Annotated in this window: 20 protein-coding genes; 12 read left to right on the plus strand and 8 right to left on the minus strand. The window is 70.0% G+C overall.

Going from position 1 to position 21577, the window contains the following annotated elements; all coding sequences use genetic code 11:
- Positions 1-87 precede the first annotated feature (87 nt).
- The 7 genes from QQX04_RS11460 (at position 88) to QQX04_RS11490 (ending at position 7644) form a co-directional block, all read left to right on the plus strand.
- A complete protein-coding gene (locus tag QQX04_RS11460) occupies positions 88-738 on the plus strand; it encodes an amino acid ABC transporter permease (protein ID WP_301129314.1) in 651 nt (216 codons plus the stop codon).
- On the plus strand, positions 735-1799 hold the full coding sequence (locus QQX04_RS11465; RefSeq protein WP_301129316.1) for an amino acid ABC transporter permease: 1065 nt from the start codon (positions 735-737) through the stop codon (positions 1797-1799). Before QQX04_RS11460 ends, QQX04_RS11465 begins: the two co-directional genes overlap by 4 nt.
- 503 nt (positions 1800-2302) lie before the next feature.
- Positions 2303-2572: a 30S ribosomal protein S15 gene (gene rpsO, locus QQX04_RS11470; protein WP_301129318.1), complete on the plus strand. Its 270-nt coding sequence runs from the start codon at positions 2303-2305 to the stop codon at positions 2570-2572.
- 203 nt (positions 2573-2775) lie between these two features.
- Complete coding sequence (locus tag QQX04_RS11475) at positions 2776-4965, plus strand: polyribonucleotide nucleotidyltransferase (protein ID WP_301129320.1); 2190 nt, start codon at positions 2776-2778, stop codon at positions 4963-4965.
- Between the two features lie 74 nt (positions 4966-5039).
- The gene (locus QQX04_RS11480) at positions 5040-6362 is read left to right on the plus strand and encodes a M16 family metallopeptidase (RefSeq protein ID WP_301129322.1); all 1323 of its coding nucleotides are present in this window, start codon (positions 5040-5042) and stop codon (positions 6360-6362) included.
- 74 nt (positions 6363-6436) lie between these two features.
- Positions 6437-7180 (plus strand): 4-hydroxy-tetrahydrodipicolinate reductase, encoded by a 744-nt coding sequence (gene dapB / locus QQX04_RS11485; RefSeq protein WP_301129323.1) that lies wholly within the window; start codon positions 6437-6439, stop codon positions 7178-7180.
- Positions 7177-7644, plus strand: a complete 468-nt coding sequence (locus tag QQX04_RS11490; protein ID WP_301129325.1) for a hypothetical protein — start codon at positions 7177-7179, stop codon at positions 7642-7644. Before dapB ends, QQX04_RS11490 begins: the two co-directional genes overlap by 4 nt.
- 24 nt (positions 7645-7668) lie before the next feature.
- Here QQX04_RS11490 and QQX04_RS11495 read toward each other — a convergent pair whose 3' ends face one another.
- Entirely contained in the window at positions 7669-8193 is a 525-nt protein-coding gene (locus QQX04_RS11495; protein WP_301129327.1) for a GNAT family N-acetyltransferase, read from the minus strand.
- Positions 8194-8266: 73 nt separating this feature from the next.
- Between QQX04_RS11495 and QQX04_RS11500 the strand changes: the two genes are divergently transcribed.
- Positions 8267-9031 (plus strand): ZIP family metal transporter, encoded by a 765-nt coding sequence (locus QQX04_RS11500; RefSeq protein WP_301129329.1) that lies wholly within the window; start codon positions 8267-8269, stop codon positions 9029-9031.
- Here QQX04_RS11500 and QQX04_RS11505 read toward each other — a convergent pair.
- The 5 genes from QQX04_RS11505 to QQX04_RS11525 all read right to left on the minus strand — a co-directional run bounded on the left by QQX04_RS11505 (position 9028) and on the right by QQX04_RS11525 (position 12218).
- Complete coding sequence (locus tag QQX04_RS11505; RefSeq protein WP_301129330.1) at positions 9028-9351, minus strand: AzlD domain-containing protein; 324 nt, start codon at positions 9349-9351, stop codon at positions 9028-9030. The two genes, QQX04_RS11500 and QQX04_RS11505, sit on opposite strands and share 4 nt — an antisense overlap.
- Positions 9348-10040, minus strand: coding sequence for an AzlC family ABC transporter permease (locus QQX04_RS11510; protein ID WP_301129332.1), 693 nt, complete (start codon positions 10038-10040; stop codon positions 9348-9350). The genes QQX04_RS11505 and QQX04_RS11510 overlap by 4 nt, the downstream gene beginning before the upstream one ends.
- A 125-nt stretch (positions 10041-10165) precedes the next feature.
- Positions 10166-10807: a GNAT family N-acetyltransferase gene (locus QQX04_RS11515; protein WP_301129334.1), complete on the minus strand. Its 642-nt coding sequence runs from the start codon at positions 10805-10807 to the stop codon at positions 10166-10168.
- Between the two features lie 77 nt (positions 10808-10884).
- Complete coding sequence (locus QQX04_RS11520) at positions 10885-11406, minus strand: dihydrofolate reductase (protein ID WP_301129336.1); 522 nt, start codon at positions 11404-11406, stop codon at positions 10885-10887.
- 8 nt (positions 11407-11414) lie between these two features.
- Positions 11415-12218, minus strand: a complete 804-nt coding sequence (locus QQX04_RS11525; RefSeq protein ID WP_301129338.1) for a thymidylate synthase — start codon at positions 12216-12218, stop codon at positions 11415-11417.
- Between the two features lie 135 nt (positions 12219-12353).
- Between QQX04_RS11525 and dapA the strand changes: the two genes are divergently transcribed.
- From dapA to QQX04_RS11545, 4 genes are read left to right on the plus strand one after another with little or no spacing between them, the layout of a single operon-like run.
- Complete coding sequence (gene dapA / locus QQX04_RS11530) at positions 12354-13247, plus strand: 4-hydroxy-tetrahydrodipicolinate synthase (RefSeq protein WP_301129339.1); 894 nt, start codon at positions 12354-12356, stop codon at positions 13245-13247.
- On the plus strand, positions 13244-14926 hold the full coding sequence (locus tag QQX04_RS11535) for a ribonuclease J (RefSeq protein WP_301129341.1): 1683 nt from the start codon (positions 13244-13246) through the stop codon (positions 14924-14926). The genes dapA and QQX04_RS11535 overlap by 4 nt, the downstream gene beginning before the upstream one ends.
- Positions 14927-14977: 51 nt before the next feature.
- Positions 14978-17644 carry an FtsK/SpoIIIE family DNA translocase gene (locus QQX04_RS11540; RefSeq protein ID WP_301129342.1) on the plus strand — a complete coding sequence of 889 codons (2667 nt, stop codon included), beginning with the start codon at positions 14978-14980 and terminating at the stop codon, positions 17642-17644.
- On the plus strand, positions 17629-19890 hold the full coding sequence (locus QQX04_RS11545) for a putative bifunctional diguanylate cyclase/phosphodiesterase (protein WP_301129344.1): 2262 nt from the start codon (positions 17629-17631) through the stop codon (positions 19888-19890). The genes QQX04_RS11540 and QQX04_RS11545 overlap by 16 nt, the downstream gene beginning before the upstream one ends.
- Here the strand turns inward: QQX04_RS11545 and QQX04_RS11550 are convergent.
- Together QQX04_RS11550 and QQX04_RS11555 are read right to left on the minus strand one after the other, a co-directional pair.
- Positions 19887-20528 (minus strand): TetR/AcrR family transcriptional regulator, encoded by a 642-nt coding sequence (locus tag QQX04_RS11550; protein ID WP_301129346.1) that lies wholly within the window; start codon positions 20526-20528, stop codon positions 19887-19889. The genes QQX04_RS11545 and QQX04_RS11550 overlap by 4 nt on opposite strands.
- A gap of 49 nt (positions 20529-20577) precedes the next feature.
- Complete coding sequence (locus QQX04_RS11555; protein ID WP_301129347.1) at positions 20578-21576, minus strand: phosphotriesterase family protein; 999 nt, start codon at positions 21574-21576, stop codon at positions 20578-20580.
- Position 21577 lies beyond the last annotated feature (1 nt).

The following is a 21577-nucleotide window of genomic DNA, read 5'->3' on the forward strand; positions in this document are numbered from 1 at the left end:
CCCCCGGCCCCCCCCCCCGCCCCCCCCCCCCCCCCCCCCCCCCCCCCCCCCCCGGGGGGGGGCCCCGCTTCCCCGGCAGAGGAGACCATGGAGACCTTCGTCAACGAGTTCGGCACCATCTGGGGCGGATTCCTCGCGACCTTGTCGCTCGCTGCCGCCTCGGCGGTGCTGTCATTGGTGCTCGGCACGCTGCTCGCGGTGATGCGCGTCTCTCCGATCGGCCCTCTCCGCACCTTCGGCACCGCGTACGTCGAGATCGTCCGCAACACCCCGCTCACGCTCATGTTCTTCTTCTGGGTGTTCGTCGCGGGATCGCTCGGCATCCTGCCGGGCCTGGGATTCCAGACGGCGCTGGTCTCGCTGTCGCTGTACACGAGCGCCTTCGTCTGCGAGGCGTTGCGATCCGGAGTCAACTCAGTCGGGCTGGGGCAGGCGGAGGCCGCCCGGAGCATCGGTCTGACCTTCGGCCAGACGCTGTCCCAGGTGGTGCTGCCGCAAGCGTGGCGCACGTCGGTGCCGCCGCTGATCTCCGTGCTCATCGCGCTCACCAAGAACACCTCGGTGGCCGCCGGCTTCGCGTACGCCGAGCTCGTCACCGTGCAGCGCAACCTGATGACCGACGCTCCGGGTGACGCCCTCTTCATCTTCTTCGGAATCGCGCTCATGTACCTCGTGATCACCATCCCGCTCGGCGTCACCGCCGGACGTATCGAGAAGAAGGTGGCGTTCGCACGATGAGCAGCTCCTCGGTCCTCTACGACGCTCCCGGTCCCCGCGCCAAGCGGCTCGACCGCATCTTCAACGTCGGCTTCTCGCTGCTTCTGCTTGCCGGCATCGCGTACGTCATCGTGTCGTTCTACCGGCGCGGCATCTTCGACGAGCGATGGGCCGTGCTGTGGGACCCGCCGAAGGGACAGACAGCATCGGACGTGTGGCGCTCCCTGTGGTCGGGGCTGCGCGCGACTCTCTGGGCGGCGCTGCTCGCCACCCCTCTCGCGCTCGTGATCGGAAGCGCCGTGGCGATCATTCGTCGTGGCGTGACCAAGCGGCTGGTGACGGGCAGCGCGACCGTCGTCACCGAGTTCGCCCGCGGGCTGCCGGTGCTGATGCTGATGTTCCTCGCCCGATTCGGGTTCCAGTGGGAGACCCTGCCGTCAGTCGTGTTCGGGCTCGTGGTCTACAACGCGGCGGTCGTCGCTGAGATCCTGCGCGCGGGCCTCGCGGCGCTGCCGAAGGGACAGCGCGAGGCAGGATTGAGCATCGGCCTGTCGCCGATGCGCACCACGCTCATGATCGAGCTGCCGCAGGCGGTGCGCATCATGCTGCCCGCGCTCGTGAGCCAGATCGTGGTGCTCCTCAAGGACACGGCGCTCGGGTACATCGTGGCGTACCCGGAGCTGCTGCGGACCATCAAGATCAACCGTGACTACTTCGGCGACCAGTACACGATCCCCCTGTTCGTGGTGGGAGCCACGATCTACATCCTCATCAACCTCGCGATCTCCCGCCTGGCCACGCTGATCGAGCGCCGGCTGCGCGAGCGCGGCAAGGGAGGCACACCTCCCGAGATCGGCCCGGCGGGTCCGATCCCGCAGTCCGGCATCGGAGGCCCTGCCCGTGAGGAGGGCGCCCGCGCAGGCGACCCCGTCTTCGGCGCGAAGCGTCCGGTGCAGTCGCATGGAGCGCCGCAGCGTCGTCCGGGCGAGACTGACGAGGACTTCCGACGTCGTGTCGGGGAGGTCGACTGGCGTCGCGCAAGCATGCGGTCCAACACCAGGACGGGCGACTCCGAGATCTAGGGCGCTGGCGCGTCGATTCGAAGCGTGCGGCACGGCTCGCCATTCCCGCACCGTGCCCTGACGTACAGACAAGCCGGCCCGCCCATCGCCCCGTCCCGCCTTTACGCCGTCCCGCCTTTACGCCGTCCCGCCTTCGCACCGTCACCCCCCCGTCCCGCCTTCACCCCGACACTTCGCACCAATCTCGGCGGCGACACCCGGGCGACACCCCGCGTTTGGCCGCGACACGCTGGCGTGTCGCTCGGCAGTCTGGTTCGAACTGTCGGGGTGGGCCGGACGTGGGCGGGGTGGACCGGGTGGACCCGACCGGGACAGGGGGGGCGCACCGGGGTGGGTCGGACCGGGAGGGGCGACTCGGCCCTCGCGCACGCGTCGGCCCCTACCGGTTGGGGTGGACGACGCCTGTGGGGTAGAATTGTCGTCGCCGTAAAACGGCCGCGGTTCATAGTGCCCCGGTGAACAAGCCCGGGTGCGCCGCGCAACGATCCTAGAAGGAGAGCACAGTGCCGCTCGACGCAGCCACGAAGAAGTCCATCATGACCGAGTACGCGACCAGCGAGGGCGACACCGGCTCGCCCGAGGTCCAGGTCGCGCTGCTCACCGCGCGCATCACCGACCTGACCGAGCACCTCAAGGAGCACAAGCACGACCACCACTCGCGTCGTGGCCTGCTGCTGCTCGTCGGTCGCCGCCGCAACCTGCTGAACTACCTGCAGCGGGTCGACATCGAGCGCTACCGCTCGCTGATCGCGCGTCTCGGCATCCGCCGCTAAGACTTCCGCCCCGGGGCTTCCAGCCCCGGGGCGATTTCTGTGTCACGCTAGTGACCGGCGGCTCGACGCCGCCCACACAATTTCACCAAAGAAACGCGTCCGGCTGCCTGGTCCTCGGTAGTGGCCTCCTCACTTGAACACAGGGGAGTGGGCCTCGATCGACGACCGACATCTGGACGCCCTCATGACAAGGAGGGTGACCCATGGAGGGTCCCGAGATCCAGTTCGCCGAGGCCGTCATCGACAACGGTTCGTTCGGCAAGCGCGTGGTGCGCTTCGAGACCGGCCGCCTCGCACAGCAGGCCGCCGGCTCCGTCGCCGCCTACCTGGACGGCGACACGATGCTGCTGTCCGCCACCACCGCGGGCAAGCACCCGCGCGACGGCTTCGACTTCTTCCCGCTGACCGTGGATGTCGAGGAGCGTTCCTACGCTGCCGGCAAGATCCCCGGCTCGTTCTTCCGCCGCGAGGGCCGTCCGTCCACGGACGCGATCCTCACGTGCCGCCTGATCGACCGTCCGCTGCGCCCCACCTTCGTGTCGGGCCTGCGCAACGAGGTCCAGGTCGTCATCACGGTCCTGTCCATCAACCCGGACGACGCGTACGACACGCTCGCGATCAACGCCTCGTCGGCGTCGACCCAGCTGTCGGGTCTGCCCTTCACCGGTCCGATCGCCGGTGTGCGCATCGCGCTCATCGACGGCCAGTGGGTGGCGTTCCCCAAGTACTCGCAGAAGGAGCGCGCGGTCTTCGACATGGTCGTGGCCGGTCGCATCGCGGGTGACGACGTCGCGATCATGATGGTCGAGGCCGAGGCGACGGACGATGCCTTCAACCTCATCTCCGAGGGCGCCAAGGCTCCCACCGAGGAGGTCGTGGCCGAGGGCCTCGAGGCCGCCAAGCCGTTCCTCAAGGCGCTGTGCGAGGCTCAGATCGAGCTCGCCGAGAAGGCCGCCAAGGAGACCGTCGAGTTCCCGCGCTTCCTGGACTACCAGGACGACGTGCTCGCGGCCGTCACCGAGTTCGCCGGCGGCAAGATCGCCGAGGCGCTCACGATCGCCGACAAGCAGACCCGCGAGAGCCGCCTCGACGAGATCAAGGCCGAGACGCTCGACAACTTCGCGACCGAGTTCGAGGGCCGCGAGAAGGAGGTGTCGGCAGCGATCCGCTCCGTCACCAAGCAGTCGGTGCGTCAGCGCATCCTCAAGGACGGCGTTCGCATCGACGGTCGCGGTCTGCGCGACATCCGCCCGCTGTCGGCCGAGGTCGGTCCGATCCCGCGCGTGCACGGCTCCGCGATCTTCGAGCGCGGTGAGACCCAGATCATGGGCATCACCACGCTCAACATGCTCAAGATGGAGCAGCAGATCGACTCGTACAACCCCGAGACGCGCAAGCGCTACATGCACCACTACAACTTCCCGCCCTTCTCCACGGGCGAGACCGGTCGAGTGGGCTCCCCGAAGCGTCGCGAGATCGGCCACGGTGCGCTCGCTGAGCGTGCGCTCGTGCCGGTGCTGCCGTCGCGTGAGGACTTCCCGTACGCCATCCGCCAGGTGTCCGAGGCTCTCGGCTCCAACGGCTCCACCTCGATGGGCTCGGTCTGCGCCTCGACGCTGTCCATGCTCAACGCCGGTGTGCCGCTGCGCGCACCCGTCGCGGGCATCGCGATGGGCCTCGTGTCCGACACGGTCGACGGTGAGACCCGCTACGCGGCCCTCACCGACATCCTCGGTGCCGAGGATGCCTTCGGCGACATGGACTTCAAGGTGGCCGGAACCTCCGAGTTCGTCACCGCGATCCAGCTCGACACCAAGCTCGACGGCATCCCCGCGTCGGTGCTCGGCGGCGCGCTCACCCAGGCCAAGGAGGCCCGCCTCCACATCCTGGACGTGATGGCCCAGGCCATCTCGGAGCCCGACGAGATGAACCCGTTCGCGCCCCGCATCATCACCGTGCGCGTGCCCGTGGACAAGATCGGCGAGGTCATCGGCCCCAAGGGCAAGATGATCAACCAGATCCAGGACGACACCGGCGCCGACATCTCCATCGAGGACGACGGCACCGTGTTCATCGGCGCCGTGGACGGCCCGTCGGCGGAGGCCGCGCGTGACGCGATCAACGCCATCGCCAACCCGCACATGCCTGAGGTCGGCGAGCGCTTCGTCGGCACCGTCGTCAAGACGGTCGCCTTCGGCGCCTTCGTGTCCCTCTCGCCGGGCAAGGACGGACTGCTGCACATCTCGCAGATCCGCAAGCTCGTGGGCGGCAAGCGCGTGGAGAACGTCGAGGACGTCCTGAACGTCGGCCAGAAGATCCAGGTCGAGATCACCGAGATCGACCCGCGCGGCAAGCTGTCGCTCGGCGTGGTCGAGGAGGCTGCTGCCGAGTAGTCAGCAGCGCCACACGTCCGCAAGGGGCGGTCCCGATTCCTCGGGGCCGCCCCTTCGGCGTTAGGCTCGCTCCCATGCCTTACGTCCTGCCCCTGGTGGCACCGTCGTCTGTCGGGAGCTCGGTGACCATCGAGCAGGATCACGGAGCCGTGATCCGACGTTCCATCCTCCCCGGCGGTGTGCGCGTGTTCACCGAGACCATCCCCGGAATGCGGTCCGCGACGATCGGCGCCTGGTTCGGCGTCGGCTCCCGTGACGAGACCGACGAGCATGCAGGGTCCACGCACTTCCTCGAGCACCTGTTGTTCAAGGGCACGGCGCGTCGCAGCGCGCTCGACATCGCGGAGGCCTTCGATCGGGTCGGCGGCGAGTCGAACGCTCTGACCGGCAAGGAGTACACCTGCTACTACGCGCGGGTGATCGACCAGGACCTTCCGATGGCGATCGACGTGATCCTCGACATGGTCACCTCGGCGCGGCTGGACCAGGCGGACTTCGACATGGAGCGTGGCGTGATCCTCGAGGAGATCGCCATGAACGAGGATGACCCGGGCGATGTGATCCACGAGCGCTTCGCGGAGGCGGTGCTGGGCGGCCATCCGCTCGGACGCCCGATCGGCGGCACCCCCGAGATCATCGAGTCCGTCTCCCGCGAGGCCGTGTGGGAGCACTACACGCAGCACTACGGGCCGCAGACGCTGATCGTCACCGCTGCCGGAGGCGTGGACCATGACGTGGTGTGCGCGCTCGTCGAGCAGGCGCTGCTCGCCGGTGGATGGGACCTGTCCGGCACCGGCGCCCCCGCGGGCAGGCGCGACCCCTTCGCGCCCGTCGCCTCGCTCCACACGGCGGAGATCGACGTGATCCGCACCGAGCTCGAGCAGGCGCACCTGCTGCTGGGCGCGCGCGGGTTCGCGGCGACGGACGATCGGCGCAACACGCTCGCCGTCTACAACGCGATCCTGGGCGGAGGCATGAGCTCTCGCCTGTTCCAGGAGATCCGCGAGAAGCGCGGTCTCACGTACACGGTCTACTCGTTCGGCGCACCGAGCGCCGAGACGGGGCTGTTCGGCATCTACGCGGCGTGCACGCCCAGCAAGGCTCCTGAGGTCGAGCGGCTCATGGCGCACGAGCTCGAGCGGATGGCGGAGGGCGTCACGGAGGCCGAGCTCGAGCGCGCGAAGGGCCAGATCGCCGGTTCCATGGTGCTGAGGCTCGAGGACTCCTATTCGCGCATGTCCCGTCTGGGCAAGGCCGAGATGGCGTTCGGTGAGCTGTGGAGCATCGGCGAGATGCTCGACCAGGTGCACGCCGTCACGGCCGACGAGGTGGTCTCGCTCGCCGCGGAGATCGCGGGCAGGGAGCGTGCGGTGGTGCGGGTGGGTCCCGCGCGGTAGCCGGCCGGCGGCCCGGACACGCGCACGCTGAGACGGCGCACTCCCGTGTCCGACGTGCCCGGTACGCTCGAACCATGATCAACGTCGCAGTGCTGGGCGCCTCCGGGCGCATGGGAGCAACCACCTGTCGTGCCGTCGAGTCCGCGGAGGACATGGCCCTCGTGGCCGCGCTCGACGCGGGTGATGAGGTCGCGATGGCGGTCCGCGCCGGAGCCGAGGTGATGGTGGACTTCACCGTGCCGTCGGCCACCGAGGCGAACGTGCACGCGGCGATCGAAGCCGGTCTCCACTGCGTGGTCGGCACCACGGGATGGACTGCCGATGCGCTCGCGCGCGTGGACGAGCACCTCAAGGAGCGTCCTGAGCTCGGTGTGCTGATCGCCCCGAACTTCGCGCTCGGCGCGGTGCTCGCGATGAGGCTCTCCGCGGCGGCAGCCCGCTACTTCGAGTCAGTCGAGATCGTGGAGCTGCACCACCCTGACAAGGTCGACGCGCCGTCAGGCACCGCACGCCACACCGCCGCGGGCATCGCCGCCGCGCGAGCGACCGCGGGAGTCGCGCCGTCGCCCGACGCGACGACCGAGGACCCGGACGGTGCCCGCGGCGCCGTGGTCGACGGCATCCACGTGCATGCTGTGCGCCTCCGCGGACTGGTGGCGCACGAGGAGATCATGATGGGCAACCCGGGGGAGCAGTTCACGATCCGCACCGACAGCTTCGACCGCGTGAGCTTCATGCCCGGCGTCCTGCTCGGCGTGCGAGAGGTCGCGATGCACCCGGGCCTCACGGTGGGCCTCGACGGATACATGAGCCTATGAGGCTGATGCGTCGCCCGGCGTTCCTGGGCGCCGTCGCCATGACGGTGCTCGTGGCGCTGTACTCCGTGTACGTGGGCCAGCAGGCGGTGCTGTTCCTCGAGTCAGGTCAGATCGTCGGTTTCGCGATCGGTGTCGCGATGCTCGCGCTGCCCGTGCTCGCGGTGTGGTGGCTGTACAACGAGTGGCGGCTCGGCGTGACCGTGCAGCGCATGGCCGACCGCCTGGGCGAGGAGGGGCGCCTTCCCGTCGATGACCTGGAGCGCACGGAGTCGGGACGGATCTCCCAGGAGAGCGCCGACGCGGCGTTCGAGGTCGCGAAGCGCGCCGTGGACGAGCGGCCGGAGGACTGGGCTGCGTGGTTCCACGTGGGCTTCGCGTACGACGCCTCGGGCGACAAGCGCATGGCCCGCAAGTCGCTCAACTACGCCGCCCAGCTGTTCAGGGCTGAGGGCCGTCGGGGCTGACCCCTGGCGGATGGCTTCCGGGCGTCACGCCTCCGGCGTGAGGTCGGTGTGCCACAGCTGCTCGGGGATCGTGATCCCAGGGCCGTCGAGCTCGCGGCGCATGCCCGCCTCGGCGAAGCCGGCCATGCGCAGGAAGTCCACACGCACCCGGTCCTTCTCGAGCGCCCACAGGCGCATCGTCTCGGCGCCGTGCGCACGCATGTGATCGGCCGCGGCGGCGAGGAGGCGTGAACCGTGCCCCCGGCGGCGCCGGTCCGGCGACACCTCGAGCGCGATGAGGTCCTTGGGCGGTGCGCATGCCACGAATCCGCACACCTCGCCCTCGTCTCCGAGCGCGACGAAGACCTGGTGGCCCTCCGATGGGGGCTCGACGATCGCCTGGTGCCATCCGGCCTCGACCGCCACCGGGTCGAAGGCTGTCTGCCTGCGAGGCCCGAGGCGCTCGCCCAGGGCTGACACCCAGGACGCGATCTGGATCTGGGCGATCGCCGCCTCGTCTCCAGGACGGGCGGCACGGACGGTATCTGCGGGGGAGGCAGGTGCGCTCATGGACACGACACTAGGGCCTTGCGGTCCCGGAAGGGAGGACAACGGGCCCACGGACCCTCGCTAGGGTGGCGGAATGGGCCTGCTTCTCTCCGCATCGGCCGCCGCGATCGGTATCGGCACTCTGCTCGTCGGCGCCCTGATCGCATGGCGGTGGGATCTGCCGACGCGGGCCGTCGGCGCTGTGATGGCCTTCGGCTCGGGGGTGCTGATCGCGACGCTTGCGCTCGAGCTCGTCGCCGAGGCGTCCGACGGGGGCGTGGTCTGGCCGGTGGTCGTCGGCTTCGCTGCTGGTGCAGTGCTCTATGTCGCGGGCGACCAAGGGGTGAGCCGGCTGACATCGCGCCGACGCCGTCACTCGACGGGGGAGTCGGGCTCGCGGAACGTCACCGCACGACGTGGCGGTGACACCCCGGGTGACGAGGCGGCCATCGCCGTCGGCGCACTGCTCGACGGGATTCCTGAGGCGATCGTGATCGGCCTGTCGGCGGCGAGCGGTTTCCCTGTCGGCATCGTCGCGGCGATCGCGTTGTCGAACGTCCCGGAGGGGCTGGCGGGTACCGTCCCGCTCAAGCGCTCGGGCAGGAGCCTCAGGTTCGTGCTGCTGCTGTGGGGCGGAATCACCGTGCTCGCCGTCGCCGCGTCGCTCGTCGGCGCCGCGCTGATGGCCGATGCGTCGCCCGAGGCGCTCGCCGTCGTCCTGTCGCTCGCCGCTGGCGCGTTGCTGGCGATGGTGAGCAACGCGATGATCCCCGAAGCGTTCGACGACGATCGCCAGTTCACCGGTCTGATCGCGACCCTGGGCTTCCTGGTCGCGTTCGTGCTGCAGGAGCTCGCCTAGCCCCAGCCGAGCGCCCGAAGTCCCGCCGCAGTGGCCGCCGCGGCGACGACCACCACGAGGAACGGTGCCCGACGCCACAGCAGGATGGCGGCCACCGCGATCGCTGCCACCCGCGAGTCGAAGGCGAGCGCCGCGTCGGACGTGAAGGTCTGGACGGCGGCGAGCGACACGAGCAGTGCGACCGTCACGAAGGCGGCGATGCGATGGACCCGGGGGTTCTCGACGAAGCGTTCGGGAACTGTGTGCCCGGCGAGCTTGGTGAGCCAGGCCAGCAGCCCCGCGGCGATGATCGCGATCCACGTCCACGCGTAGGCGCTCATTCGGGCACCTCCTCGACGGGAGCCGCCTGCCATCCGGCGGCGACGCCCACGAGCGCCGCGACGAGGATCGGCACGCCTGCGGGCAGCAGCGGCGTGAGCGCGAGCGCGACCACGGCGGAGATGGCGGCGACCGCCTGCGCGCGGCGGGAGGCGAGCCTGGGCCAGACGAGGCCGAGGAAGGCGGCGGCCGCGGCGGCGTCGAGCCCCCAGTCGGCAGGATCGCCGATCTGCTGGCCGAGCACAGCTCCCAGGACGGTGATGGCGTTCCACAGCACGAACACCCCGACGCCGGTCCACCAGAAGCCGACCCGACGCGCATCAGGCCGGTCGTGCGGCTGCGCGAGCGCCACGGCCGTGGACTCGTCGATGGTGACCTGCGCGCCCCAGGCGAGCCTGAGCCCGCGCAAGGGACGCATGAACTCGGCGAGGGCGACTCCGTAGAAGCCGTTGCGGATGCCCAGGAACGTGGACGTGGCGACGGCAGCGGCCGCGGTGCCTCCCGCGCCCAGCACCCCGACGAACGCGAACTGAGAGCCGCCGGAGAACACGAGGAGCGACAGCGCCATCGTCTGCCACACGTCGAGCCCCGCGGCGACGGAGAGCGCGCCGAAGCTCAGCCCGTAGGCGCCCGTCGCGATCGACACCGACAGCGCCTGCTGGCGCGTCGGATCGAGTCGTGGCAGCGGCATGCGTTCATCCTGGCATCGAGGGGGCGGTCCGCGACCGTCCCGGGTGGCCCCTTGTCGGTCGCGGTGTGGGATCGGACCAGCGGGGTGTCAGGCCGACGTGATGGGGTCCGGACGACGCGACGGTGTCAGGCCGACGCCGCGCTCGGCCAGGAGATCTCCTGACCGTGCGCGTCGAAGGCGCGGGGCCGCGCGAAGTTGCCGGCGAGCGACCCGCCCAGCTCCGCAAGCCGCAGCTGCCAGATCTCCACGAGCGCCCGATGGTCGGGCCCGCCGCACATGTCCACCCGGGTGTCCATGTGAGTGAAGCCGAGCCGCTCCGGGACCCGGTGCGAGGGCGTGTTCGCGGGTTCGCACCGGATCTCCACCCACTCCGCGCCAAGCAGCTCGAGTGCGATCCGGGCGAGCGCGGAGGCCGTCTCGCTGACGAGCCCCTCGCCCTGACGGTCGGAGCGGATCCAGTAGCCGATCTCGAGCGCGTCCTCGCCCAGGCGGGTGTGCAGCCCGGTGCCGCCCAGGTACGTGCCGTCGGTCCGGTCGAAGATGCCGAGCGTGAAGTCCTTGCCGGAGTCGAACTCGTCCATGAACCGCGTGACGGTGGCGGCACGCGCCTCCTCGGTGACCGGTTCCGCCTCCGCCCAGGTGAGGAAGGGCAGCAGGTGCTCGCGTTGGGCCGGGATCAGCCCGGACATCGCCGCAGCGTCCTCCTCCCGGTAGCGGCGCAGCTCGAGCCGGTCGGTGAGGATGGTGTGGGGCATGTCCCAGGTCATGTGCGTGAGCCTAGCGAGCGCTCATGTTGTGCCCGGGAGGGCCGAGGCTCCCGTCGCGGATAGCCGGGTGGAGTCGCCTAGAGGCGTGTGTAGGTCAGGTACCGGTACTCGGGTCCGTCGCCGTCGCGCTGCGGCTCAGACTCGGCGGCGACCCGCCAGTACGCGGGGGAGACCTCGGGGGCGTACGTGTCACCCTCGACCTCCAGGTCGATGAACGTGACCTCGATCGTGTCGACCACGTCGAGCGCCTCGGCGAACAGCCGTGCTCCGCCCATGATCCAGATGTCGGTGCCGGGGTCCTCCGCTTCGGCGAGCTCGAGCGCGGCCGGCAGCGATGAGGCAGCGGCGGCACCCCGAGGCGCCTCGTGCGAGGTGACGACGATGTTGAACCGGTCGGGCAGCGGGCGCGCGCGATCGGGCAGGGACTCCCAGGTGTGGCGGCCCATGATGACGGCGGCATTGTGCGTCAGGCGCTTGAAGCGTGCGAGGTCTCCGGGAAGGTGCCAGGGCATGCCGCCGTTGAGGCCGATGACCGGCCGGCCGCTCGCGTCCCGGGCCTGGGCCCAGATGGCGTGGATGGGGGCGCGATCGTCCGACATATGACCTCCTACACCGCCACCGGTGCCTTGATCCCTGGGTGATGCACGTAGTCCTCGATGACCACGTCCTCGATCTCGTAGTCGAAGAGGCTGTCGCGCGGTGCGAGCCGCAGCGTGGGGTACGGGTAGGGCTCGCGGGAGAGCTGGAGCTCGACCTGCTCCACGTGGTTGGAGTAGATGTGGCAGTCGCCGCCCGTCCACACGAAGTCTCCGACCTCGAGGCCGGTCTGCGCGGCGATCATGTGGGTCAGCAGCGCGTACGACGCGATGTTGAACGGAACGCCGAGGAACAGGTCGGCGCTGCGCTGGTACAGCTGGCACGAGAGCTTCCCGTCGGCCACGTAGAACTGGAACATCGCGTGGCACGGCGCAAGCGCCATGTCGGGGATGTCGGCCGGGTTCCAGGCGGAGACCATGAGGCGGCGCGAGTCGGGGTTGTCGCGGATCTGCTGGACGACCTCGCTGATCTGGTCGATGTGGCGTCCGTCCGGCGCCGGCCACGACCGCCACTGGTAGCCGTAGACCGGGCCCAGCTCGCCGTCGGCGTCCGCCCACTCGTCCCAGATGGTCACGCCATGCTCGTGGAGCCACTGCACGTTCGTGTCGCCTCGGAGGAACCACAGCAGCTCGCCGACGATCGAGCGCAGATGCACCCGCTTGGTCGTGATCAGCGGGAAGCCCTGGGACAGGTCGTAGCGCAGCTGGCGTCCGAAGACGGAGGAGGTGCCGGTCCCCGTGCGGTCCCCCTTGGGGGTGCCGGTGGCCAGCACGTCGCGAAGGAGGTCCTCGTACGGCGTCGGGATGTCGGTCACGGGGTCAGCGTACGGCCTGTGAACGGTCCCGGGCGGGCGATCGGCCGAGTCCGCCGGGATCTGCGCGCCGATGGGCGTCACGGAGGCGCCGGACGACGGGGGAGCGGACCCGTCGTGCGCGGTAGGTTTAGACCTATGACTGATCCCGCACGCCCCTTCGGCACTGTCCTGACCGCGATGGTCACGCCGCTGCATGAGGGAGGTGCCATCGACTACCGGGGCGCTCAGCGTCTCGCGCAGTACCTCGTGTCCCGCGGCTCGGACGGCCTCGTGCTGTCCGGCACCACGGGCGAGGCCCCCACCACGCACGCTCCCGAGAAGGTGGACCTGATCCGTGCCGTCCGTGAGGCGGTCGGCCCCGACGTCACGCTGCTCACGGGAGCGGGCTCGAACGACACCGCGCACGCGGTGCGCATGGCGGAGCAGGGCGAGGAGGCGGGCGCCGATGGCATCCTGGCGCTCGCGCCCTACTACTCGAAGCCGTCTCAGGCAGGCATCGTGGCGCACTTCCGTGCGATCCTCGGCGCCTCCGGGCTCCCCGTCATGATCTACGACATCCCTGGCCGCACCTCGATCGCGATCTCGGACTGGGCGTACGACGAGCTCGCGCCGCACCCGCGCGTCGTCGCGGTCAAGGATGCGACCGGCGACGTCGCCACGGGGAAGGCGCGTCACGAGCGCACCGGCCTCGCCTGGTACTCGGGCGACGACGGTCTCACCCTCGACTTCCTCCGCGCCGGCGGCGTCGGCACGGTGTCCGTCATCGCGCACGTCGCCTCCCAGGAGACCAAGGCCATGATCGACGCGTACGTCGCGGGCGACGAGGCGGAGGCCCAGCGCATCCACGAGTCCCTCCTGCCCGTCGTCGACGCGATGTTCGCCATCCCCGGCGCCGTGAGCGCGAAGGCGTCGATGCAGTGGGCCGGCGTGCTGGACAACCGCGCCATGCGGCTCCCGCTGCTGCCCGCCTCCGACGCCGAGTACGGCGCACTGACCGCGGCCCTCGAGGCCGCAGGAATGACACGATGAACTTCCACCCTGAACTGTCCGCGCCCCCGGCGCTCAAGCCCGACACCCTCCGCGTCGTCCCGCTCGGCGGGCTGGGCGAGGTCGGCCGCAACATGCATGTGCTCGAGCTCAACGGCCGCCTGCTCGTCATCGACTGCGGCGTCCTCTTCCCCGAGGAGAACCAGCCGGGGGTCGACCTGATCCTGCCCGACCTCACGTACCTCGAGGAGCGGCTCGACGACATCGAGGCGATCGTCCTCACGCACGGCCACGAGGACCACATCGGCGCGGTGCCGTACCTGCTGCGCATGCGCCGTGACATCCCGATCCTCGGATCGCAGCTCACGCTCGCCTTCATCGAGGCGAAGCTCAAGGAGCACCGCATCACGCCGGTGACCCTCGCCGTCAAGGAGGGGCAGGTCGAGCAGCTCGGGGCCTTCGGGCTCGAGTTCGTCGCAGTGAACCACTCGATCCCGGACGCGCTCGCGGTCTTCGTGCGGACGAGCGCGGGCACCGTGCTCAACACCGGCGACTTCAAGATGGACCAGCTGCCGCTCGACGGCCGCATCACCGACCTGCGCGCCTTCGCCCGGATGGGCGAGGAGGGCGTCGACCTGTTCATGGTCGACTCGACCAACGCCGAGGTGCCCGGGTTCACCACCGCGGAGGCGGAGATCGGGCCGACGCTCGACGGGCTCTTCGCCCGCACCGAGGGCCGGATCGTCGTCGCCTCCTTCGCGAGCCACGTGCACCGCGTCCAGCAGGTGATCGACGCCGCGCACGCGCACGGACGCAAGGTCGCGCTCGTCGGCCGATCGATGGTGCGCAACATGGGCCTCGCGGCCGAGATGGGGTACCTGACCGTCCCGGACGGGATCCTCGTCGACCCCAAGAAGGCCGACCAGATGCCTGGCCACCAGGTGGTCTACATGTCCACCGGATCCCAGGGCGAGCCGATGGCCGCGCTGAGCCGCATCGCCACCGGTGACCACAAGGTGACCGTGGGGGAGGGCGACCTCGTGATCTTCGCGTCGTCGCTGATCCCCGGCAACGAGAACGCCGTCTACCGCGTCATCAACCTGCTCATGCGGATCGGCGCGACCGTCGTGCACCAGGGCAACGCGCGGGTCCACGTCTCGGGTCACGCGAGCGCGGGCGAGCTGCTCTACTGCTACAACATCCTGCGGCCCAAGAACGTCATGCCGATCCACGGCGAGGTCAGGCACCTGCTCGCCAACGGCAACCTGGCGATGAAGACCGGCATCCCGTCGGAGAACGTGATGTTCGCCGAGAACGGCGTCGTCGTGGACCTCAAGGACCACAAGGCGCGCATCGTCGGCGCGATCGAGCACCACAACGTCTACGTGGACGGCTCGTCGGTGGGCGAGATCACCGAGACCGAGCTCAAGGACCGCCGCATCCTCTCCGAGGAGGGCTTCGTGTCCGTGTTCGCGGTGATGGACTCCGCGACGGGCAAGGTCGTCTCGGGCCCGGAGGTCCACGCGCGTGGCCTCGCCGAGGACGATGCGGTGTTCGAGGCGGTGCTGCCCCAGATCAAGGAGGCGCTCGAGGACGCCGCGAAGGGCGGCTCGACCGACGCGCACCAGCTCCAGCAGGTGATGCGCCGCGTCCTGGGACGCTACGTGGGCAACAAGCTGCGCCGCCGCCCCATGATCGTGCCCATCATCATCGAGGCGTAGCCGACGCGCCTCCACCGCACGCGCGCGCGTCCGTCGTAGCCTGGCGGCACCATGGCTCAGTCACGCTCGTCCTCGCGCACGTCGACCACCAACCGTTCCGGTGGGTCGAAGCCGCGCTCGCGCGCGCCGCAGAAGAAGCAGCCCGCGAAGAAGCAGCCGCCGGCGATCCTGCGAGGGATCCGCGCGGTCGGCAACGGCATCTCGCACGGCATCGGTGCGGTGGTGCGGTCGATCGGTGACGGAGCCAGGGACGTCAGCCCCGAGGTGCGCCGTGACGGCGCCGCGGTGCTGCTGCTCATCGTCGCGGTCATCGTGGCCGCACGCGAGTGGTGGCACGTCGACTCGGTCGCGGGCGACGTGGTGCACCGCATCTTCGCCGGCACGTTCGGCGTGCTCGCCTACGCGCTCCCTGTCGTGCTGCTGGCCTTCGCGATCCGGCTGTTCCGCGCGCCCCAGGAGGACGACGCGAATCAGCGCATCATGGTGGGCGGCCTGCTCGTAGCGCTCACGCTGGGCGGTCTGATCCACCTGGGCGCGGGAAGGCCCTCCCCGTCGGACGGGCTCGGCCCCGTGCAGGACGCGGGTGGCATCCTCGGGTTCCTCATGGGCACCCCGCTCGCGGCGGTGGTCACGGTGCCGATCGCGGCGATCATCCTCGTGCTGCTGCTGGGACTGTCGCTGCTCGTGGTCGCCGGGATCCCGCTGCGCGAGGCGCTGGCACGCGCGAAGGCGCTCGGCTCGCGCATCGGCGGCCCCCGCGTCACCGTGAGCCGCGACGGCGACGACCTCGACCTTCCTGACCACGGCTCACTCGAGGGCGACGAGGCACCCAAGCGGCGCCGAAGCCTCATCGGGCGCAAGCGCAAGGACGACGACGGCCTCGACTCGTACGAGGGCGACGAGGCGTTCCAGTCCTCCGCGAGCGTCGAGCGCCACGCCGAGGACGACGTGTACGGCGCCGAGCCGGGACCGGCTCAGGCAGCGCGCACCGAGGTTCTCGGCGGCCCGGACGAGCCCGCCCCGAGGACGCCAGGCCCCATCTCGCCCTACGTCCCGAGCGACGACGAAGGCGACGACTACGAGCCGCGCGCGACGGTCTCCGACCCCGAGGCGCCCACCGAGCCCGAGTTCGAGATCGCCGCGCCCGCCGCCACGCACGTGGTGCCGCAGGGGGAGCAGGGCGAGCTCGACGACCTGGGGCCCTACATCCTCCCCGAGATGACGGTGCTCGCGCAGGGCGCGCCGCACAAGACCCGCTCCGCCGCGAACGACCGCGTCGTCGAGTCGCTCCAGGGCGTGTTCGAGCAGTTCAACGTGGACGCCGAGGTCACGGGCTTCACGCGCGGGCCCACGGTCACCCGCTACGAGATCGAGCTCGGCACCGGAGTCAAGGTCGAGAAGATCACGCAGCTGAGCCGCAACATCGCCTACGCCGTCGCGAGCCCCGACATCCGTATCCTGTCGCCCATCCCCGGCAAGATGGCGATCGGCATCGAGATCCCCAACGTCGACCGCGAGACGGTCTCGCTCGGCGATGTCCTCCGTTCGCCTGCGGCACGCAAGAACGACCACCCCATGGCGATCGGCATCGGAAAGGACGTCGAGGGAGGGTTCGTCATGGCGAACCTCGCGAAGATGCCGCACCTCCTCGTCGCAGGTGCCACGGGAGCCGGCAAGTCCTCGTTCGTGAACTCGATGATCACGTCCATCCTCATGCGCGCGACCCCCAAGGAGGTCCGCATGGTGCTCGTGGACCCCAAGCGCGTCGAGCTGACGATCTACGAGGGCATCCCGCACCTGATCACGCCCATCATCACCGACCCCAAGAAGGCCGCTCAGGCGCTCGAGTGGGTCGTCAAGGAGATGGACACCCGCTACGACGACCTCGCGCTCTTCGGCTTCAAGCACATCGACGACTTCAACAAGGCGGTACGCGCCGGCAAGGTGAAGCCGCTCCCGGGCTCGAACCGCCGCATCACCACCTACCCGTACCTGCTCGTGATCGTCGACGAGCTCGCCGACCTCATGATGGTCGCGCCGCGTGACGTCGACGAGTCGATCCAGCGCATCACCCAGCTCGCGCGTGCGGCAGGCATCCACCTGGTGCTCGCCACGCAGCGTCCGTCGGTGGACATCATCACGGGAACGATCAAGGCGAACGTCCCCTCGAGGCTCGCGTTCGCCACATCGTCCCTTGCGGACTCCCGCGTCGTGCTGGACATGCCCGGCGCCGAGAAGCTGATCGGCCAGGGTGACGCCCTGTTCCTGCCCATGGGGTCGTCGAAGCCGATGCGAGTGCAGGGCGCGTGGGTGTCCGAGACGGAGATCCACGCCGCCGTGGAGCACACCAAGTCGCAGGCGGAGCCGCAGTTCAGGGACGACGTCATCCAGGCGCAGTCGAGCGCCGTGGTCGCCGAGGACATCGGTGACGACCTCGAGGACCTCATCGCCGCGGCCGAGCTCGTGATCACCACGCAGCTCGGATCCACGTCGATGCTGCAGCGCAAGCTCAAGATGGGATTCGCCAAGGCGGGGCGTCTCATGGACCTGCTCGAGACCCGCGAGATCGTCGGCCCGTCGCAGGGATCCAAGGCTCGCGACGTGCTGGTCAGACCCGAGGATCTGGCTGGTACGCTCGCTATCCTCAGGGGGGAGAGCCCCCCAGCGATGGCCGCAGGCCCAGAGGACACCGAGGAAGTGCCATGGGAGGACTCGTAGACGGGACGAGCACGTCGACCGTCGCGATCGGGCTGCTGGCTGTCCTCCTCGTCTTCGCGGTGGCGGCGTTCATCTTCCTGGGTCGCGCGCGACTCGCCCGTGAGGCCCGCGACGGCGCAGTGTCACGCGAACGCGCGCTGCGCCGCCAGTTCGAGGCCGTCATGTCCTCCGCGCGCGACGGCGTCCTCATCACGACCCGCCGAGGCGACGTGGTGCTGCTGTCCGAGACCGCGGCGCTGATCCTGGGCGTCACCCGCGAGGAGATGCTCGGCCGCTCGATCGCCCGCCTCCCGCTGCGCATCGTGGACGAGCACCTCAGGCCGGTGCTGCCGCAGGAGGTCTTCATCCCCAACGTGGACGACGAGGTGCCGCGCATCGTCGGCGTCCCCGGCCGACGTGGTGCCGAGGACATCCGCTGGGTCCAGGTGTCGTCGCGCCTCCTCACGGGGGAGGACGACGGAGAGCCGATCACCGTCACGACGATCATGGACACCTCCGGGCTGCGCGAGGCCGCCGAGGCGCTGAGCCGTTCCGACGCCCAGTTCCGCAAGGCCATGGAGAACGCGCCGGTCGGAATGGCGCTCGTCGACCTCGAGTGGCGGCTCATGGAGGTCAACCGTGCCTTCGCCGAGATGATGGGCTCCACCGTGGCGGCGCTTCGAGGAACCCCGTTCTCGGCGCTGTCCCACCCGCAGGACATCTCCGCGGAGGCCGATCAGCTCCAGCGCCTCTACGACGGCTATCAGACGCGGTTCACCTGTGAGAAGCGCTACGTGAAGGCCGACGGCAACGTGGTCTGGGCCGTGCTCGACGTCGGCCTCGTCCGGTACCCAGGTGGGGCACCGGACCACTACATCGTCCAGGTGCGCGACAGCACCGACGATCGCATGAACTCCGAACTGCTCGCACACCGCGCCATGCACGATCCGCTGACAGGTCTCGCGAACCGCACCCTGCTTCAGGACGTGCTCCAGCGGGTGCTCGCCAAGCATGCGGATGACGAGCAGGTCGGCCTCATCGCCGTGGACCTCGACGGCTTCAAGGGGCTCAACGACCGGTTCGGCCACGCGACCGGCGACAACGCGCTCGTCCACGTCGCAGGCGTGCTCCGCACGGCTGCAGGCAGCCGCGGCACCGTCTCCCGGATCGGCGGCGACGAGTTCATCATCGTGGTCCAGTCTCCCGAGTGCGCCCAGGCCATGAGGGAGATCGCCGACGCGATCCATGCCGGACTGCGGCGGCCCCTCCAGGTGAAGCGCCACCAGATCAACCTCAACGCCTCCGTCGGGCTCGTCGTCGGTGACGCGGAGCTCGTCGCTGGCGGACCCACCGCCCTCCTCAGCGCGGCCGACGCGGCGATGTACAGGGCGAAGGCCGCGGGCAGGTCCCGCACTGAGATCTACGACAGCTCGATGCGCACCGCGTCCGACTCCCAGTCGGCGCTCGCGCTCGAGCTCGACGATGCGATCCGCCGTGGTGACCTGGTGCTGCACTATCAGCCCGTCTACGACCTCACATCCCGCCGCGTGGTCGGCTTCGAGGCGCTGGTCCGCTGGCAGCACCCCACGCGGGGTCTGCTGCTGCCTGGTGCGTTCCTGCCGCTGCTCGAGGACCGGAACCTCTCCGTCGCGCTCGGCATCGCGCTCGTCGACCAGGCCGCCGAGTTCCTTGCGGCGCAGCCCATCGACGACACGTGGGTCTCCCTCAACGTCTCCGCGGACCAGCTGGGCAACTCCGAGTTCGCCGACAGGGTGCTCAGCTCGATCGGCACGTACCACCTGAGCCCTCAGCGCATCGTGATCGAGCTGACCGAGGCGTCCCTCGTGGCGCCGAACACCCGCGTGCGCCACGAGCTGACGGAGCTCCGCAACGCGGGCGTGCCGATCCTCCTGGACGACTTCGGCACGGGTGTCTCGCCGCTGTCGTACCTGCGCGATCTTCCCGTCTCGGGCGTGAAGCTCGACATGTCCTTCGTGGCAGGGATCCCCGAGGATCCTGCGGGTGCCAGGGTGTCCCGCGCGCTCGGCGCGCTCGCCCGCGAGCTGGGGCTCGCGACGATCGCCGAAGGCATCGAGACGGAGGCGCAGGCGGACTTCCTGCAGAGCTGCGGGTGGCGTCTGGGCCAGGGATGGCTGTTCGGCGTCGCGCAGCCCGGTCAGGCCTTGCTGGAGATGGGGCTCGACATCGGTTCAGGGCCGATCGACCCGCGCCCGGTCGACCTCGACGAGTCGACCGACCTGCTCTAGTCGTCGCCGGACGACAACCAGGCCACGACGGCGTCCGCGATCATCCCGCGGTAGTGGTCGCGCCGTTCGGGGTCGAGCATGTCCCGCTCGAACAGGAATCTGATCGTGTAGCGGTTCGCGACCTGGAAGAAGCAGTAGGCGCTGATCATCATGTGCACGTCGAGCGCGTCGACGTCGGTTCGCACGGTGCCGTCGGCCCTGCCTCGCTCGAGGAGTCGATCGAGGAGACCGAGCGCATTGCGGTTGACTTCTCGCAGGGGCTCCAGGTGGCGGATCGAGCTGCCGTGGTGGATGTTCTCGATCGCGACGAGGCGGATGAACTCGCTGTGCTCGAGGTGGTGGTCGTAGGTGACCTCGGCGACCCTGCGGAGCGCGTCGAGCGGGGACATCTCCTCCACGTCGGGCGCCTGCTCGGCCTCGCGGATCCCGCGATACGCCTTCTCCAGCACGGCGAGGTACAGCTTCTCCTTGCTGCCGAAGTAGTAGTAGATCATCCGCTTGGTCTTGTGGGCGCGCTCAGCGATGTCGTCGACGCCCGTCCCGGTGTAGCCCGAGGCGGCGAAGGCGGTCGTGGCGACGTCGAGGATCTCCGCGCGGGTGCGCTTGGCGTCGCGGAGTCGTTCCCGGGGCTCGTTCACGGGACCACCCTACTGACGAGGCACCGAGGGTCAGCGGCGCGGCGCGGCGTCATGCGCGTCCCAGCAGCGTCGCGGGGTTGCGCACCATCATCTGGTCCAGCTCGTCCTGTCCGACGCCGGCGCGCTCGAGCTCGGGGATGATCCTCCGGTGCAGCGAGTCGAGCCGCCAACGAGGTGATCTCGCCGCGCGCCAGGACGGCGGCGTGGCGGTGCTGAAGACGGCGGCGTCCTGCGAGAGGACGATCTGGCTGGCGAGCCCGCGCTCGAGCAGGGCGAGCAGCGTGCGCACCCGCGCCTCGTCGTCGAGCACCTGCTCCATGCCGAACCGGTCGAGTCCCAGGAAGGCGCCTCGCGAGGCTATCTCTGCGAGGAGCGCCACGTCGGTGGTGTCGCCGCAGTGTCCGACGACGATCCGTGCGGCGGGCACCCCGCGACGGACTAGGAGATCGAGCTGTGCCAGGCTCGAGCCCGTCGCGGGGTCGCTGTGGGTGAGGATCGGCGCTCCGGTCCTGCGGCTCGCCTCCACTGCGGCCACGAAGGCGTGCCTCGTCTCGGGCGCGGGGTCCGGTGAGTCGGACGCGACCTTGATGGCCGCGGCCTTCACATCCGTGCCTTGGATCCCCAGGGTGAGGTCGCCGATCATGAGGTCGATCAGCGGGTCGTCGTCGCACGCCGGTCGCTCGCGAGCCTCCTCGAGGGCGTGCGACGGCAGCGGGCGTGTCGAGTACCAGCCGGTGGCGGCCATCAGCAGGACGGGGGAGCGGGCGGCGACTCGGGCGACGCGCCCGGCGTCGCGCCCGAGCCCCGGCACGGTGAGGTCCATGAGGGCGCTGACGCCGAGCGCAGCGAGAGCCTCGAGCTCGCGTACCGCGGTGTCGATGGCCGTGTCCTCATCCCACTCGGCGTGCTCCCATGGCCCGCGCGGCTCCTCGACGTTGACGAACAGGTGCTCGTGGATCAATGTCTGGCCGAGCCGAGGGGCCGGGACGGTGCCGCTGAAGGTGGGCACCGTCCCGGTGATCGGCGCGCCGTGGCGCGCGGCGTGCATC

Origin of the sequence: Demequina zhanjiangensis, from assembly GCF_030418315.1 — a bacterium.
GTDB classification, from domain to species: domain Bacteria; phylum Actinomycetota; class Actinomycetes; order Actinomycetales; family Demequinaceae; genus Demequina; species Demequina zhanjiangensis.

Coding starts and splice junctions, on each gene's coding strand:
- QQX04_RS11460 (WP_301129314.1), top strand. CDS start 88: ATGGAGACCTTCGTCAACGAGTTCGGCACCATCTGGGGCGGATTCCTC.
- QQX04_RS11465 (WP_301129316.1), top strand. CDS start 735: ATGAGCAGCTCCTCGGTCCTCTACGACGCTCCCGGTCCCCGCGCCAAG.
- QQX04_RS11475 (WP_301129320.1), top strand. CDS start 2,776: ATGGAGGGTCCCGAGATCCAGTTCGCCGAGGCCGTCATCGACAACGGT.
- QQX04_RS11480 (WP_301129322.1), top strand. CDS start 5,040: ATGCCTTACGTCCTGCCCCTGGTGGCACCGTCGTCTGTCGGGAGCTCG.
- dapB (WP_301129323.1), top strand. CDS start 6,437: ATGATCAACGTCGCAGTGCTGGGCGCCTCCGGGCGCATGGGAGCAACC.
- QQX04_RS11490 (WP_301129325.1), top strand. CDS start 7,177: ATGAGGCTGATGCGTCGCCCGGCGTTCCTGGGCGCCGTCGCCATGACG.
- QQX04_RS11495 (WP_301129327.1), bottom strand. CDS start 8,193: ATGAGCGCACCTGCCTCCCCCGCAGATACCGTCCGTGCCGCCCGTCCT.
- QQX04_RS11500 (WP_301129329.1), top strand. CDS start 8,267: ATGGGCCTGCTTCTCTCCGCATCGGCCGCCGCGATCGGTATCGGCACT.
- QQX04_RS11505 (WP_301129330.1), bottom strand. CDS start 9,351: ATGAGCGCCTACGCGTGGACGTGGATCGCGATCATCGCCGCGGGGCTG.
- QQX04_RS11510 (WP_301129332.1), bottom strand. CDS start 10,040: ATGCCGCTGCCACGACTCGATCCGACGCGCCAGCAGGCGCTGTCGGTG.
- QQX04_RS11515 (WP_301129334.1), bottom strand. CDS start 10,807: ATGACCTGGGACATGCCCCACACCATCCTCACCGACCGGCTCGAGCTG.
- QQX04_RS11520 (WP_301129336.1), bottom strand. CDS start 11,406: ATGTCGGACGATCGCGCCCCCATCCACGCCATCTGGGCCCAGGCCCGG.
- dapA (WP_301129339.1), top strand. CDS start 12,354: ATGACTGATCCCGCACGCCCCTTCGGCACTGTCCTGACCGCGATGGTC.
- QQX04_RS11535 (WP_301129341.1), top strand. CDS start 13,244: ATGAACTTCCACCCTGAACTGTCCGCGCCCCCGGCGCTCAAGCCCGAC.
- QQX04_RS11540 (WP_301129342.1), top strand. CDS start 14,978: ATGGCTCAGTCACGCTCGTCCTCGCGCACGTCGACCACCAACCGTTCC.
- QQX04_RS11545 (WP_301129344.1), top strand. CDS start 17,629: ATGGGAGGACTCGTAGACGGGACGAGCACGTCGACCGTCGCGATCGGG.
- QQX04_RS11555 (WP_301129347.1), bottom strand. CDS start 21,576: ATGCACGCCGCGCGCCACGGCGCGCCGATCACCGGGACGGTGCCCACC.